Source organism: Bacillus badius NBRC 15713, assembly GCF_001591605.1.
Taxonomy (GTDB): Bacteria; Bacillota; Bacilli; order Bacillales; family Domibacillaceae; genus Pseudobacillus; species Pseudobacillus badius.
The window spans coordinates 13,206-28,045 of sequence record NZ_BCVF01000043.1; the positions used below are offsets into that span (position 1 = coordinate 13,206).

Below are 14,840 nucleotides of genomic sequence, written 5' to 3' on the forward strand. Positions count from 1 at the left end.
TGCAAATTGCTATAAATAAAGCGGAATAGTTAGCGGCAGAAGAAACATCATTCTGCTCAGTATGAAGCATAGGAGGAGAAAGAGAATGAATCTTACTATTACACAAATGCATGAAGCCCCTCATGCTACGGTTGATCACACAGCGGCACCGCTTTACGAGGCCCTTTGTTTATATGAAGCAAGCAAACGCACGTCCATGCATGTTCCAGGACATAAGGACGGCCGGGTGTTCGACAAAGAAGCCTTTGGCCGCTTTGCCAGCATCTTGAAAATTGACGCGACAGAATCAGTAGGAATTGACGACCTGCATCACCCGACAGACTTTATCGCTGATGCACAGAAGCTGGCAGCAGAGGCGTTTGGCGCAGACCATACCTTTTTCCTTGTTGGGGGAAGCACGATTGGCAATATTGGAGTAGCCCTGACTTTATGTGCGCCTGGAGATAAAATTCTCGTTCAGCGCAATATGCATAAATCAGTGTTTCATGGATTGATGCTCGCAGGCGCGCAGCCGATTTTTATCGCGCCAGCTATTGAATCAACAACGAAAGTAGCGAAAGTGTCTGATATTCACTACATCGAGAAAGCATTAAAGGAGAATCCCGATGTGAAAGGTGTCTGGATTACCAATCCAAACTATTATGGAATGAGCCAGGATATCACTCATTTAGCAGAAACCTGCCATCAAGCTGGCGTGCCTCTAATTGTCGATGAAGCTCATGGCGCTCATTTCGGCCAAGCGGAAGAAGTGCCGCCATCTGCGCTTTCCAAGGGAGCGGATGTAGTTGTCCAATCGACCCACAAGATGCTCACAGCAATGACGATGGCTTCCATGCTTCATGTAAAAGGAAATCGTGTGTCCCGCGAGCGGCTGGCACAAGTGCTTGGAATGATTCAATCAACGAGCCCGTCTTATCCGTTATTGGCTTCTCTCGATTTAGCACGTCGTTATTTAGTGACAGAAGGACGCGGCCATTTAAAAGAAACGGTGAAGCGGCTGGAGGAAAGACGAATCGCTCTCAGGGATGAGCTGCAAGCGCTTTCGATCTGGGAAGGCAGCGATGAAGTTCATTACCGGGATCCGCTGAAATGGATCATTTCCTGCAAGAATGAAATGGTCTCCGGCTATCAGCTGCTTGATCTGTTTTATGAGCAAGGCTGCACAGCGGAAATCAGCGACCCGCGCAATATCGTCTTTTTGTTCTCCCTGAATGAAAAGCATGAAGATATTGATAAGGTAGTTGACGCAATTAAAGCGATTGACCAAAAGCTGCAGAAATGGACAGTGGAGGAACAAGAGGAGAAAACAGAAACGGTTCTGTTTGCAGCAGAGGGCACGCTGTATAAGCAGGAGGTGTCTTTGCGCGATGCCTTTCATATGCCGCGCAAAAGAGTAGCGTTGGAGGAGGCGGTCGGCTCGCTTTGCGGCGAAATGATCCTTCCTTATCCGCCGGGCATTCCGCTGTTGACGCCGGGTGAAGAGATTACGGCGACACATGTCCAAACGATTCGGGAGTTAAAAGAAATGGGGGCCTATTTCCAAAGCCCTTCAGACGATACGTTAAGAACGCTATATGTGCTTGAGTAGTTCATTATTCAACCGGCCGCCGTTTCAATAAGAAGCTCCGGCCGGGCAATGATAAAGTATGAAGACTGGAATGAACAACCGAAGAATCCGCAAGCAGAACATGACAGGTCCTCATCGAACAAAGGAGGAACAATGAATGCAAAATAATGCCTCTCAATCTACTGTTTTATCTGCCAGTGAGGCGAAAAGTCAGCCAGTGCAAGAAGCACCGCAGGAGTTAAAGAGAAATTTAAAATCAAGACATTTGACGATGATCGCGCTTGGGGGAACGATCGGAACAGGATTGTTCTTAGCGAGCGGCAGTGCCATTCACACGGCGGGACCGGGTGGAGCTTTGCTCGCTTATGGAGCGATCGGGATAATGGTTTACTTTGTTATGATCAGTCTGGCGGAAATGGCGGCCTTTTTGCCTGTAGCCGGTTCATTCAGTACGTATGCGACCCGCTTTGTCGATCCGGCTCTCGGCTTCGCTCTCGGCTGGAACTATTGGTATAACTGGGCGATCACGATTGCTTCTGAGCTTGCCGCTGTAGCGCTGATCATGAAGTTTTGGTTTCCGGACAGCCCTTCCATTCTTTGGAGCGGTATGTGTTTAGCCATCATTTTCCTGTTGAATTATCTTTCTGTAAAGGGATTCGGGGAATCAGAATACTGGTTTTCAATGATTAAAGTCACGACGGTTATTGTATTTTTGATTGTCGGGGTTCTGATGATTTTTGGCATCCTTGGCGGTGAATACATTGGTTTTAAAAACTTTACGATCGGAGATGCTCCGTTCCATGGCGGATTTATGACGATCTTAGGGATTTTTATGGCTGCAGGCTACTCATTCCAGGGGACAGAGCTTTTCGGGGTAGCGGCCGGGGAAACAGATGATCCGTCCCGTTCCATTCCGAAAGCCGTCCGCCAAGTATTTTGGCGCATTTTACTATTTTATATTTTTGCTATTCTCGTCATTAGCTTGATCATTCCATACACAACAGCCAGCCTTGCGAACGAGGATGTAACAATCAGTCCGTTTACTCTTGTGTTTGATCAAGTCGGAGTTGCTTTCGCGGCGTCGGTCATGAATGCGATCATTTTGACATCTGTTTTGTCAGCAGGCAGTTCAGGTATGTATGCTTCTTCGCGGATGCTGTGGGACTTGGCGAGAGAAGGAAAGGCACCGAAGTTTCTGGCAAAGCTGGATAAACGCGGCGTGCCAGTGAATGCCTTGATTATCACTTCGCTTGTCGGCATGATGGCCTTTCTCGCTTCTTTCTTTGGAGATGGAGCCGTTTATATTTGGTTATTGAATGCTTCAGGGATGTCAGGGTTTATTGCATGGGTTGGCATCTCGCTCAGCCATTATCGTTTCCGTAAAGCTTATATCGCGCAAGGGCGCGATTTACGCGACCTGCCTTATCAAGCCAAGTGGTTTCCGTTCGGCCCGATCTTTGCGCTTGTCCTTTGTACCGTCGTCATTTTGGGACAAAATTACAGCGCCTTTACGAGCGGCAAGGTTGACTGGAACGGTGCGGTTATTTCTTACATTGGGCTGCCGCTGTTCATTGCTGTGTGGCTCGGTTATAAGTTTGTAAAGAAAACAAAAGTTGTACCGTTGAAAGAATGTAATATGAACAAATCTTAATTCCAAATGATTGGAAGCGCTCACAATATGTCTGAATTGTGAAATTGAAACAAGGATGTGCCGAAAGCTTTGGCTTTCGTGCACATCCTTGTTTTTTGTGCATAATTTTTCTGTTTCGCGCGTATTTGACGCGGGAGCGCGCCTATTTCCCGATTTGCGTGCATAAACTCCCTGGTTGCACGCATATTTCTCTAAATTGCGCGCATAAACCTATGAGCCGATATGAGGCAGCACAAGTCCTCCGTAAATAAAGGCTGCTACAATGACGACGGCTGGGTGTATTTTCCATTTAACCATTGCCAGCCAGGCCGCGGTCGCAATAAGAAACGATTGCACGTATCCGATGGATTCAAAGGACACATGGCTGAATTCCCATGTCAGCATAATCATCATGACAGCAATGACCGGTTGAACAAGGAGTGTCATTCCTTTTACAGCCGGCGAATGTTTAAAGCGGCTTAAGAGGTTCAGAAGGATAACGATAGCTATAGCTGATGGAGCCACCGTTGCAGCGGTCGCCGTGATAACACCGAGCCAGCCGGCTTGCTGATAGCCGGCAAAGGCGGCAATCTTCGTTGAGATTGGTCCAGGCAGGGCATTCGCCATCGCCAGCATATCTACAAATTGCTCATTCGTCATCCACCCATAATGGTCAACGACCTCTTGCTGGATCAGGGGGATCGAAGCAGGTCCGCCGCCATAGCCGAGTAAATTTGCTACAAAAAATGCAGAAAATAGCTGCCAGTAAATCATATGGAGTCCTCGCGATCTTTGCCCGTCTTTTGTTTGGCCCATCTAGAAACCCGGAGATGAATCGTTCCATAGGCCAAAAACAAGATAATGACAATAGCCGGATGAACATTTAACAGAACGAGCAGCAAAAAGGAGAGGAGACCGGCAGCCAAGCCGACTGTTTTGCCGAGTCCTTTCCAGGTTTTAGCGCAAAACTCATAGGCCATCATGCCGAGCAAGACGGCGATGACCGGACGAACGGCGGCAATCATGCCAGAGATCACAGTTGATTCCTTTAGGGAATAAAGCGTGCCCAGCAAAGCAATTATGCCAATGGTGGTAGGAAGGATATGGGCAATCACGGCGATAAAAGCGCCGATCGTTCCTTTTTGGCGGTAGCCTAGCTGAGCGGCCATTTTAGTGGCAATCGGACCGGGCAGCGCATTGGCAAAGGCCAAAATTTCCCCGAACTCTTCATCGCTCATCCATTTATAGCGTGAAACAGCTTCATGACGGAAGAGAGGGATGACGGATGGTCCGCCGCCATAACCCAGCACCCCGGTTCTTGCCATGGCTGCGGCGATATCAATATATGCTTTTCCATTCATATGTGTATCCTCCCATCTTCATGCAGGTGAGATCGCTACCATCATTTTAACAAATATAGCCCTTTTCCATGGAAATAAATAGCGGAAAATAGTGAGAATAATTTGACTATTAATCTTGTTAAAGTTAGAATGAAGGCGCATACATAGTCTGACTTCATAGATCAATAAATTGAAGGAGGAACAACATGCCAAAAACCTTATTCAAACTCGATCTCAGCAAACCCATGGAGCAGCAGGCACATCCTGGCCATAACCGCTGGCATCCAGATATTCCAGCGGCCTTCTCTGTAGAGCCAGGAGAAGTTTTTCGAATGGAGTGCAAAGACTGGACGGACGGGCAAATTGCTAATAACGACAGTCCGAATGACATTCGCGATGTGATTTTGCCGCGTGTGCACGTTTTAAGCGGACCGGTGTATGTGAACGGTGCTGAGCCCGGAGATTTGCTCGTTGTCGACATTTTGGACATCGGAGCTTTTCCGGATCATGAATGGGGGTTTAACGGGATTTTTGCTAAGGAAAACGGCGGCAGCTTTTTAGTCGAACATTTTCCGGAAGCGGCTAAATCCATTTGGGATTTTGAAGGCATTTACACCACTTCCAGGCATGTGCCGGGTGTGAAGTTCGCCGGCATGATTCATCCGGGATTAATCGGGGTAGCCCCGTCCATGGAGCTGCTGCAGGAGTGGAACAGGCGGGAGCAGGAGTTGAAGATGACGGACCCCGACCGCGTGCCTGAGCTCGCCACTTCTCCGCAGGCCGAACATGCGGTGCTCGGAACGCTGAAAGGAGCAGAGTTTGACCGGGTTGCCAAAGAAGGGGCAAGAACGGTGCCTCCAAGGGAGAACGGCGGCAATTGTGATATTAAAAACTTGTCCAAAGGCTCAAGAGTTTTCTTTCCAGTATTTATTGACGGGGCCAAGCTGTCGGTAGGCGATCTTCACTTTTCACAAGGAGATGGGGAAATTACCTTCTGCGGCGGAATTGAGATGGCCGGCTGGATTGATTTAAAGGTGGATGTAATTAAAGGCGGCATGGAAAAATATAAAATTAAAGATAACCCGGTTTTCAAACCAGGACCGGTTGAACCGCATTATTCAGACTACCTTGTATTTGAGGGAGTTTCGGTAGATGAGTTTTCCGGAAAGCAGCATTATTTAGATGCCCATATTGCTTACCGGAGAGCCTGTTTAAATGCGATCGAATATTTGAAAACACTCGGCTACACCGGAGAGCAGGCGTACATGATATTGGGCACCGCGCCGGTTGAAGGGCGGATCAGCGGCATTGTGGATATTCCAAATGCGTGCTGTACTGTAGCGATCCCGACAAAAATATTTGATAAAGATATTGATCCAAAGTAAGGGGGAGGACGGCTTGCCAAGTTACACATTTAACTGCAGCCAGTGCGGCGAGTTTACTTTATTTTTTACATCTGCAGCAGGGAATAGAGGAGCAGCACAGTGCCCGGAGTGCCAGCAGGAGTCATCACGGGTTTATTTGCCTCCTTATTTATTTTCTTATTCAAAGGAAGTGCGGACGAGAGTTGAAAGGGGAATGGAGCCGCGCCGGGTGACGCGGGAAGAGCTGGGACCGAAACAGAGAAAAGTGAAGCCCCAGGTGAGCCGGCCATGGCAGGTTGGACATTAGCAGAGAGATCTTTTAAATAGAAAAAGAAACATCCCGGCTGCTTTCATAGAAGCCGGGATGTTTCTACTTTTCTTCTTTATAAAATCGTTCTCCTGTATCCGGGTGCATATAAACGACCAATTTCTTCTTCGTTGTCGGATCAATGGAGACTTCCTTCGTGCGGATAAATCCTTCCGGCACTTGTTCGCCGTGTTTTGATTTGAAACGGCGGTCCCAGAAGAACCAGGAACCCGCGATCAGAATAATAAGTGCGATCAGCTGCAGTCCGTAAAAGCCAATAATCCACTCCACCATCGCCCTTATTCCTGCTCGGCAATAACGGCTGTTCCGTAGGCGACAATTTCACTCATGTTCTGGCCGATTTCGCCGGAATCAAAGCGCATCATAATAATGGCATTAGCGCCCATTGCCTTCGCGTTTTCCACCATGCGGTCCATTGCCTGCTTGCGGGCATCTTCAAGCATTTCTGTATATTGGTTGATTTCTCCGCCGACAAGCCCTTTGAATGAGGCGACGATATCTTTTCCGATTCCCCGGGCTCTTACAGTTAACCCAAATACCGGTCCTTTGATTTCTGTAATTCTGTAACCGGAGATATTTTCTGTTGTTACAATAATCATCTTTCTCCACCCCTTATCTTTTGGTAACTATTTCTTGTTTTATTGTACCTTGTTTTTTATATGCCTGCCACGCCCAAAGAATGAACAGCACATGAAAAAGCGCTGAAGAAAAGGTCTTCAGCGCTTTTTTTAAATGAGATTGTTGCATTCATCATTTGCATTTAAAGTACAAATGATGAATTTTTATACAACAATAACCGATATCGGCCCCGCCTGCGCCAAATACCATGACAGCCCCTGTTGCTGCCCTGCCTATTACTATCATAAAAGAAAACGCTTCCAATTTCAAGAACTTTTTTTGTCATATTTTTGCAGAATATTCACAAGATAGAATAAATAATTATCGGACGCCTATTTTCCGTAACGGGCAGTCAGCAGCTGCATAGAGGATTTAGTGCAGGGAAAGTAAATGCTGCAATTCAGAAACCCGTTCCTGCAAGATGGCTTGTTTATAGGATGACGAAAGAAGAGGGGTTTTTCGGAGGGACGGTTTGACTATTAAATGATATAGAGTGGTTATTATTTATTCTTATTCTGGAGATCATGCCGATTTATCTAACTATTTAATAACAGTTATTGGCATGTTAAATCGTTGCATGGACAAATTTATAATATAGTATGAGTAAGAAAAAAGCAGAAATCTGAGCTTTTGCCTGTTTGCATCTTTTTCATACAAATAAAGGCAGCATCGAGCCGTCCCCAACTTGTAATAACGTATTTCTGAATATTCCGTAAATAAATGGAAGGATTATACTCTTGGGGATGGTGATAAGCTTTTCAGCGGAAGCCTTCTTCATGAGTTTAATTACTTATAAATGAAGGAGGTTTTTGTGTGAAAGAGAGAACACAGTTGGACAAGACGTTAAAGCCGCATTGGGTTTGGGCGATTGCTTTAGGTTCAGCTATCGGATGGGGGAGCTTTGTTCTGCCGGCAGATTGGATGGCGAAACCCGGGCCTATCGGTGCGGCGATTGGTTTTGGAATTGGCGGTCTGCTTATGATTTTGATTGCTGTCAGCTATGGTTTTCTGATCTGGCATTTTCCCGTTTCAGGGGGAGAGTTCGCCTATGCTTATCTCGGGTTTGGGCGGACAAATGCTTATATATGCGGCTGGTTTTTGGCGCTCGGCTATATGAGCATTGTTGCCTTGAATGCTTCTGCCCTGGCGCTTTTGTTTAAGTTCACTATTCCGCAGGTGGCCATGAAAGGGCAGATGTACAGCATTGCCGGCTGGGATGTGTATATCACGGAAGTGCTGATTGCAACAGCCGCCTTATGCGTATTTGCATGGCTCAATATTCGTGGTGCTTCTTTTTCTGGCAGGCTGCAGTTTATTTTCTGTGTTGTTCTTGTGCTGGGAGTGGCCGCGCTGGCGTTTGGCATGTTTACTCATTCTGCTTCCTCCTTCTCTCATTTACAGCCGGTTTTTAATCCGGAAATTCCAGCGTTGTCCGCTATTCTGACGATTGTGGCTATTGCCCCTTTTGCTTATGTTGGCTTTGATAATGTTCCCCAATCAGCAGAAGAATTTGATTTCCCTGCAAAGAAAGCATTTTCTTTAATTGTATGGGCGCTTATCTTTGCTACGCTCATTTATATAACCAACATTCTATTTACGGCTGTAGCAATGCCGTGGCAGGAGCTAGTAGCCAAGCAATCCATTTGGGGAACAGGAGATGTTATTTCCGGGGCATTTGGAAGTGCAGGGTTAAGCGTGTTGGCGATTGCCATTTGCATGGGTATTTTTACCGGACTCAATGGATTTTATGTGTCGGCGAGCCGGCTGCTTTTTGCCATGAGCCGGGCCCAAATCCTTCCGGAAGTATTTGGGAAGCTGCATCCGACATACCGGACGCCTTATGCGGGCATTTTGTTTACAATGGTGATTTGCTTAGCGGCTCCTTGGTTCGGGCGGCAGGTGCTTTTATGGATCGTTGATATGGCATCGATCGGTGTAGCGGTTGCTTACTTTTATACATGCTTTGCGGCGTATAAGTTTTTCAGATGGTCAGGAAATAATGATACGGTGATGGAAGGAGCTGTTTCTCCGGCAAGAAAATTTTGCAGCTTGCTAGGATTGATCGCCAGCCTCGTTTTTGTCGGCTTGCTTGCCGTTCCTGGCTCACCGGCGTTTATGGGAGTGCCGTCGTGGATTGCCTTATTAATTTGGCTTGTTATCGGAGCTGTTTTTTATGGGGTGCGCGGCAAGGCCTTCAGGCAAATTCCGAAAGAAGAGTTGGATTACTACATTCTCGGTGAACACAGTCACCTGGCCAGCGGTTTTCATCACCAGGTACCGGCCGATACTGATGAAAAAGCGGCTCCTTGATAATTGAAAAGTAAAAGGTGTGCTGCCTGAACAAAAATAGGAACGTTACCAGCGCTTTTAAACTCAAGTATAGACACTGTCAAGAAGCATCTGGCGTTACCGCCGGCGGCAGCTTAATGAAAAGGATGGCCAGCTCCTGTTCAAGAGCTGGCTTTTTAAGGTGTACTTACTTGATTTTCCTGCGGATGCCGATGGCTCGCCCAGCTTCCTTAGGCTTCGGAAGTGCTTGCTGCTGCGCGTGTAAAGCCGCGATTTTTTGGAAAAGCTCGTCGGGAAACGGAGCCGGCCGGCGCTCTTTCTGATCAATGCCCATCAGCATTTGTTCGCAGGTGGCAGCCTGCTTTCCACCTTCGCCAAACAGTTCAAAGAAAAAATGAACACGTTTTTCATCGTAATCGAGAATTTGAATAGAAACGGTTAATGCTTCCTTTGGCTTCATTTCTGCCAAATAACAAAGGTGGCTTTCCAAGGTGAAAATAGTGTATTGATATTTCTCACGGAAAGCATCATTAAAACCGACCTCCTCCATCCAATTAAAACCGGCCCAGCTAAAGACGTGGGCATATTCGGCATCATTCATATGACCATTGTAATCAAGCCATTCATCCCTCACATGATCTTCTAAGATGATCCACTGTTCGTTCATGCGTTTCCTCCTTTTTTGTTATTCGTTCACTTTGTGAAAAAATTCTGAATACTTTTCTATCCTATCATAGTTACCTTAGGTAAAGAGGAGAAGAAAAGTTTAATAAAGTCTGATACAAAATTTACATGCCCATAAAGTTTTTTACATTTTTTATGCTATGATCAAAAAGAAGCAGTTTATCCGGGGAGGGAAAAGAATGGCAGCTGATAAAGTAAAGAAAACAGCGGTTACAGCGGCACTTATGTTTGGACTAGTGCTGCCGGCAAGCATGGAAAAACCGGCCTATGCGAATGTGTTAAATGAAGACATTGTGAATTTGCGGTTGCTGGAGACGACGGATATCCATGTCAATGTAATGAACTATGATTACTATCAGGACAAGGAAGTAAATGATTACGGTCTTGCCCGCACAGCTTCCCTCATTAAGCAAGCTCGAACAGAAAGCAAAAACTCCATGCTATTCGATAATGGAGACCTGATTCAAGGCAATCCGCTCGGAGATTATATTGCCAAGATAAAGGGATTGAAGGCCGGCGATACACATCCAGTCTACAAGGCCATGAATTTGCTGGATTATGATGCCGGCAATATCGGCAACCATGAATTTAACTACGGACTTGATTTCTTAAGCACTTCACTAAAAGGATCGGACTTTCCTTATGTTAATGCGAATGTTTACGCAGACGATAAGGATAACAATCCCGACAATGATAAAAACTATTTCACTCCTTATTTGCTGATTGATAAAAAAGTAACCGATGAAGACGGGGAAGAACATACAGTTAAGGTGGGCGTGATCGGCTTTGTGCCGCCGCAAATCATGAACTGGGACAAAGCGAACTTGGAAGGCAAAGTGATCGCAAAAGATATCATAGAGTCTGCCAAAAAATTCGTGCCTGAAATGAAGGCAAAGGGCGCGGACGTTATTGTGGCGATTCCCCACTCGGGGCTCGGTACGATGGAAGAAGGAACGATGAAGGAAAATGCGACATATGACTTAACGAAGGTGGAAGGGATTGACGCCGTGCTCTTCGGCCATTCGCATGGTGTATTTCCAAGCAGCCAATATAAAGATTTGCCGGGTGCAAATATTGAAAAAGGAACAGTCAATGGGACAGCAGCTGTGATGCCCGGTTTTTGGGGCAGCCACCTTGGCATAGTGGACTTGCAGCTGAAGAAGGAGAACGGCAAGTGGGCCGTTACAAACTCCCAAGCAACTACCAGAGGAATTTTGAATGCTGACGGCAAGCCGGCTGTAGAATCAGATAAAGAGATTGTCAATGCCGTGAAAGATGATCATGAAGGCACACTCAACTGGGTGCGCAGTGCCGTTGGCAAAACAACGGCGCCAATCAACAGTTATTTTGCGCTTGTTCAGGATGATCCTTCTGTACAAATTGTCGCTAACGCTCAAAAATGGTATGTGGAAAAGCACATTAAAGGAACTGAATATGAAAACGTTCCGGTTCTGTCGGCAGCTGCTCCATTTAAAGCTGGCGCACGCATGGGACCAAGCTATTACACAGATATTCCGGCTGGTGATATCGCCATCAAAAACGTATCAGACCTGTACTTGTATCCGAATACGCTAAGTGCCGTTATGATCAATGGAGCACAAGTGAAAGAATGGCTGGAGATGTCAGCCGGACAGTTTAATCAGATCGACTCGTCTAAGGCGGAAATGCAGGAGCTTATCAATAAAGATTTTCCGACATACAACTTTGATACGCTGGATGGTGTGACCTATCAAGTCGATGTCACCCAGCCGGCGAAGTATGGAAGAGATGGAAAGGTTGTTCAGGCGGATGCTAGCCGGATCAAAAACCTGCAGTACAATGGCCAACCTATTGATCCGCAGCAAAAATTTCTTGTTGCCACAAATAATTACCGGGCGGGAGGCGGGGGCAGCTTCCCGGGACTTAACGGAAAAAATATCGCTCTTGCTACGCCTGATGAAAGCAGAGGCATTTTAATTGATTATATTATGGAGAAGAAGGAAATCAATCCGTCAGCGGACGGCAATTGGTCATTTGCGCCAATTTCTGCAAACGTGCAGGTGACCTTTGAAAGCTCGCCGAACGCGAAGAAGTTTATCGGCGGCTCTGATACATTTGCTTTCGTTCAGCAGCTGGACAGCGGATTTGCCCAATATTCCATTAACATGAAGGGCCAAGCTGCAGAGCCGGGAGACGGCGAAAAAAAATTTAAAGACGTGCCAAAAGACCATTGGGCTTATGAGTATATCCATTCACTAGCAGAGAAAGGAATTATCTTTGGGAAAAGCAAGGATATATTTGCCCCTCAAGCTAGTGTGAAAAGAGGAGAGTATGCGGCATTTTTGGCCCGCACCTTGGACTTGAAAGCGAAAGGAGCAGTTCCATTTAAAGATGTGCCTCCTGCTATGGCTAAAGAGGTTGCTGCTGTTTATGAGGCAGGCATTGTTTCCGGAATGAGCAAAGACCGGTTTGCGCCGCACCAGCCGGTGACCAGGGAGCAGATGGCAGCTATGACGGTCAAGGCGCTGGAAGTAAAGACAGGCAAGAAGTTCTCTGCCTCCAAGCCGCTGGCATTCAAGGATAAAAAACAAATTCATAAAGGATTTGCCGATGAAATTGCAATAGCAGTAGAGCTTGAGTTCTTATCGGGGTACAAGAATAATTTGTTCCAGCCAAAGAAAACGGCTAACCGTGCCGAAGCGGCAAAGGTGATTTACTTGTTAGATCAATATAAAAAGTGATGTCGCTTCAGCCATTTGAAAGAGAAGCCTCTAAGCTTGCTATTGACTTAAAAAGCGCCGCGGACAGATGTCCGCGGCGCTTTGTTAAGCTAGCAAACGCTCAATCTCTTGCTCGATTGATGAAAACGTATCAGAAGGCTCAAAACGCTGGGCAACCGCGCCATCTGGCGTAATCAGAAATTTAGTGAAATTCCACTTAATAGAGTCACCGATCAGCCATTCGGGATTTTTATCGGCAATCATCATTTTTAACAGCTTTTCGTGAATATTCTTTTCGTTAAAGCCGCGAAACGGCGCAGCTTCTTGTAAATATTTGAACAACGGATCAGCCTGCTCTCCGTTGACCTCTATCTTTGAGAAGATAGGAAAGGTAACCCCATAATTCAACTGGCAGAACTCAGCCGCTTCCTCGTTGCTTCCTGGTTCCTGGCTGCCGAATTGGTTGCAGGGGAATCCAAGGATTTCTAATCCCGCATCTTGATAACGTATGTATAATCGTTGCAAGTCTTCAAACTGCGGAGTAAAAGCGCATTTGCTTGCTGTATTAACGATAAGCAAGATCTTCCCTTTATAGTGTTCCAAACGAATAGTTTCCCCGTTTCTTTTTTTAGCTGTGAATTGATGAATGTCCATTTTCTCGCTCCCTTAGTATTATGTAATAATGATTATTATATGATAAAAGTTGCTGTTTATCAAAGAAAAATAGTCATTTGGGACTATAAACGATAAATTATAGTGGGAACAAATGATAACTAGAGCTATAGTTAATGAATGAAGTACTTAAATAAGAAAGGAGCCTTTCTCGATGAATGGCAAATACCGCAAGGACATCCAGGCAGGCATCCAAGTAGATGTCGTATTAAAGCAAGACCAGCGAACAGGAAAAAGAACAACCGGTATAGTGAAGGATATTTTAACGAACTCAGCTTCTCATCCGCACGGCATCAAAGTGAGGCTTCAAGATGGGCAAGTCGGGCGTGTGCAGCATATCTATTCCAAGGGGGAGTAACCGGTTAGATACAAGCAGTGTCTGAGGCGAAAGCCGAGGAGAGAATTCGGCAATTGTTTTCCTTTTGCCTGTTAATAACCAGTCGTCTCTTCCGATATAAATAACAGTAAGGATATGCCAAAGGGGGCGGAAATAGTATGATAGAGAAAGTGGGCAAAACGAGTCCGCTCATTCAGTCGGTACATCAGCCAGGCCAAATGAAAGCAGACGTGGACCATCAGCCAAGCCAGCAGTTTACCGGCTCGCAGCGGATGCCGAATAAAGAAGAAATGGAAAAAACGGTACAAGGAATGAATGATTTTCTGAAGCCGTCAAACACTCATTTAAAATTTGAGTTTCACGAAAAGCTTGAAGAATATTATGTCACAATGGTCGATGATGTCACTCATGAAGTCATCAAGGAAATCCCGCCGAAAAAGCTGCTGGATATGTATGCAGCGATGAAAGAATATTTAGGGATCTTAGTCGATAGAAAGATCTAGAAAATATATGACAAGGAGTGTTTTTGGTGGCAATGAAAAACCCTTACCAAACCTATTCAAATAATGCCGTAACGACAGCTTCTCCCGGTGAATTAACGCTCATGCTTTATAACGGCTGCTTGAAGTTTATCAATCAGGCAAAACAAGCAGTTGCCGACGGAAATATTGAAGCGAAAAACACAAGCATCCAAAAAGCGCAGGCAATCATTCAGGAATTGATGGTGACGCTCAATATGGAGACGGCTGTATCGGAAAACTTAATGTCGCTATATGATTATTTAAACCGCCGTCTTGTAGAAGCAAATATAAAAAATGACACAATCATTTTAGAAGAAGTCGAAGGATTTGTTACTGAATTCCGTGACACTTGGAAAGAAGTGATTCAAAAAAATCGCCAGCTTCAGCATGCCGGTACCGGTGGACAAGCCTAATGTCAGCGGTTAAAGACTGCTTTGAGGTGACAGAAAAGCTGTACCAGCTCGTAAATCGCCAGCCGGAGGACCGCGACCAAACAGTAGCTGCGATTGAAACCTTGCTTGAGATGAGAGAAAAGCTGCTTGCGGATGTAAAAGGGCCTTATACGGAAGAAGAGAAGCAGCTTGGACAGGAAATGATTAAAAGAAACGCGGTCATAAACCTGAAGCTGAGGTCATTAAAAGAGGCTATTCAAAAAGATATGACAAGCTTGACGAAGAAAAAGGATTCGGTAGATAAATATGTGAACCCTTATGCTTCCATGCAGATGGACGGCGTTTTCTATGATAAAAAGAATTAAAAGAGTGAACCGCTTTCAGCCGGTTCGCTTCAGA

At 45.8% G+C, this 14,840-nt stretch carries 16 protein-coding genes; 10 read left to right on the forward strand and 6 right to left on the reverse strand.

Features of this window, described 5'->3' with window-relative positions; all coding sequences use genetic code 11:
• Nucleotides 1-85: 85 nt before the first annotated feature.
• A complete protein-coding gene (locus BBA02S_RS16840) occupies nucleotides 86-1,588 on the forward strand; it encodes an aminotransferase class I/II-fold pyridoxal phosphate-dependent enzyme (protein WP_052474969.1) in 1,503 nt (500 codons plus the stop codon).
• Nucleotides 1,589-1,724: 136 nt separating this feature from the next.
• Entirely contained in the window at nucleotides 1,725-3,218 is a 1,494-nt protein-coding gene (locus BBA02S_RS16845) for an amino acid permease (protein WP_041094971.1), read from the forward strand.
• A 210-nt stretch (nucleotides 3,219-3,428) separates the two neighbouring features.
• Here the strand turns inward: BBA02S_RS16845 and BBA02S_RS16850 are convergent, their stop codons facing one another.
• On the reverse strand, nucleotides 3,429-3,971 hold the full coding sequence (locus BBA02S_RS16850; protein ID WP_041094969.1) for a chromate efflux transporter ChrA: 543 nt from the start codon (nucleotides 3,969-3,971) through the stop codon (nucleotides 3,429-3,431).
• A complete protein-coding gene (locus BBA02S_RS16855) occupies nucleotides 3,968-4,558 on the reverse strand; it encodes a chromate efflux transporter ChrB (RefSeq protein ID WP_041113714.1) in 591 nt (196 codons plus the stop codon). Before BBA02S_RS16855 ends, BBA02S_RS16850 begins: the two co-directional genes overlap by 4 nt.
• A gap of 185 nt (nucleotides 4,559-4,743) precedes the next feature.
• On the opposite strand from BBA02S_RS16855, the gene fmdA reads away from it, so the two are divergent.
• Together fmdA and BBA02S_RS16865 are read left to right on the forward strand one after the other, a co-directional pair.
• A complete protein-coding gene (gene fmdA / locus BBA02S_RS16860) occupies nucleotides 4,744-5,922 on the forward strand; it encodes a formamidase (protein ID WP_041094965.1) in 1,179 nt (392 codons plus the stop codon).
• Nucleotides 5,923-5,935: 13 nt separating this feature from the next.
• The gene (locus BBA02S_RS16865) at nucleotides 5,936-6,208 is read left to right on the forward strand and encodes a zinc ribbon domain-containing protein (RefSeq protein ID WP_041094963.1); all 273 of its coding nucleotides are present in this window, start codon (nucleotides 5,936-5,938) and stop codon (nucleotides 6,206-6,208) included.
• A 63-nt stretch (nucleotides 6,209-6,271) separates the two neighbouring features.
• Here BBA02S_RS16865 and BBA02S_RS16870 read toward each other — a convergent pair whose 3' ends face one another.
• Together BBA02S_RS16870 and BBA02S_RS16875 are read right to left on the reverse strand one after the other, a co-directional pair.
• Nucleotides 6,272-6,502 carry a hypothetical protein gene (locus tag BBA02S_RS16870; RefSeq protein WP_041094961.1) on the reverse strand — a complete coding sequence of 77 codons (231 nt, stop codon included), beginning with the start codon at nucleotides 6,500-6,502 and terminating at the stop codon, nucleotides 6,272-6,274.
• A gap of 5 nt (nucleotides 6,503-6,507) precedes the next feature.
• The gene (locus tag BBA02S_RS16875; protein WP_041094959.1) at nucleotides 6,508-6,828 is read right to left on the reverse strand and encodes a YbjQ family protein; all 321 of its coding nucleotides are present in this window, start codon (nucleotides 6,826-6,828) and stop codon (nucleotides 6,508-6,510) included.
• An 832-nt stretch (nucleotides 6,829-7,660) separates the two neighbouring features.
• On the opposite strand from BBA02S_RS16875, the gene BBA02S_RS16880 reads away from it, so the two are divergent.
• Nucleotides 7,661-9,157, forward strand: coding sequence for an APC family permease (locus BBA02S_RS16880; protein ID WP_082040220.1), 1,497 nt, complete (start codon nucleotides 7,661-7,663; stop codon nucleotides 9,155-9,157).
• Between the two features lie 166 nt (nucleotides 9,158-9,323).
• Here the strand turns inward: BBA02S_RS16880 and BBA02S_RS16885 are convergent, their stop codons facing one another.
• Entirely contained in the window at nucleotides 9,324-9,803 is a 480-nt protein-coding gene (locus BBA02S_RS16885; protein ID WP_041113713.1) for a thioesterase family protein, read from the reverse strand.
• Between the two features lie 196 nt (nucleotides 9,804-9,999).
• On the opposite strand from BBA02S_RS16885, the gene BBA02S_RS16890 reads away from it, so the two are divergent.
• Nucleotides 10,000-12,540: a bifunctional 2',3'-cyclic-nucleotide 2'-phosphodiesterase/3'-nucleotidase gene (locus BBA02S_RS16890; protein ID WP_052477303.1), complete on the forward strand. Its 2,541-nt coding sequence runs from the start codon at nucleotides 10,000-10,002 to the stop codon at nucleotides 12,538-12,540.
• A gap of 84 nt (nucleotides 12,541-12,624) precedes the next feature.
• On the opposite strand, the gene BBA02S_RS16895 is transcribed toward BBA02S_RS16890, so the two are convergent.
• Entirely contained in the window at nucleotides 12,625-13,173 is a 549-nt protein-coding gene (locus tag BBA02S_RS16895; RefSeq protein WP_041094955.1) for a glutathione peroxidase, read from the reverse strand.
• 172 nt (nucleotides 13,174-13,345) lie between these two features.
• Between BBA02S_RS16895 and BBA02S_RS16900 the strand changes: the two genes are divergently transcribed.
• The 4 genes from BBA02S_RS16900 (at nucleotide 13,346) to fliT (ending at nucleotide 14,806) form a co-directional block, all read left to right on the forward strand.
• Nucleotides 13,346-13,549 carry a YwbE family protein gene (locus BBA02S_RS16900; RefSeq protein ID WP_041094953.1) on the forward strand — a complete coding sequence of 68 codons (204 nt, stop codon included), beginning with the start codon at nucleotides 13,346-13,348 and terminating at the stop codon, nucleotides 13,547-13,549.
• 137 nt (nucleotides 13,550-13,686) lie between these two features.
• Nucleotides 13,687-14,031: a flagellar protein FlaG gene (flaG, locus tag BBA02S_RS16905; protein ID WP_041094951.1), complete on the forward strand. Its 345-nt coding sequence runs from the start codon at nucleotides 13,687-13,689 to the stop codon at nucleotides 14,029-14,031.
• A 26-nt stretch (nucleotides 14,032-14,057) separates the two neighbouring features.
• Nucleotides 14,058-14,462, forward strand: coding sequence for a flagellar export chaperone FliS (fliS, locus tag BBA02S_RS16910; RefSeq protein WP_041094949.1), 405 nt, complete (start codon nucleotides 14,058-14,060; stop codon nucleotides 14,460-14,462).
• On the forward strand, nucleotides 14,462-14,806 hold the full coding sequence (fliT, locus tag BBA02S_RS16915; protein ID WP_041094947.1) for a flagellar protein FliT: 345 nt from the start codon (nucleotides 14,462-14,464) through the stop codon (nucleotides 14,804-14,806). The genes fliS and fliT overlap by 1 nt, the downstream gene beginning before the upstream one ends.
• Nucleotides 14,807-14,840: the final 34 nt, after the last annotated feature.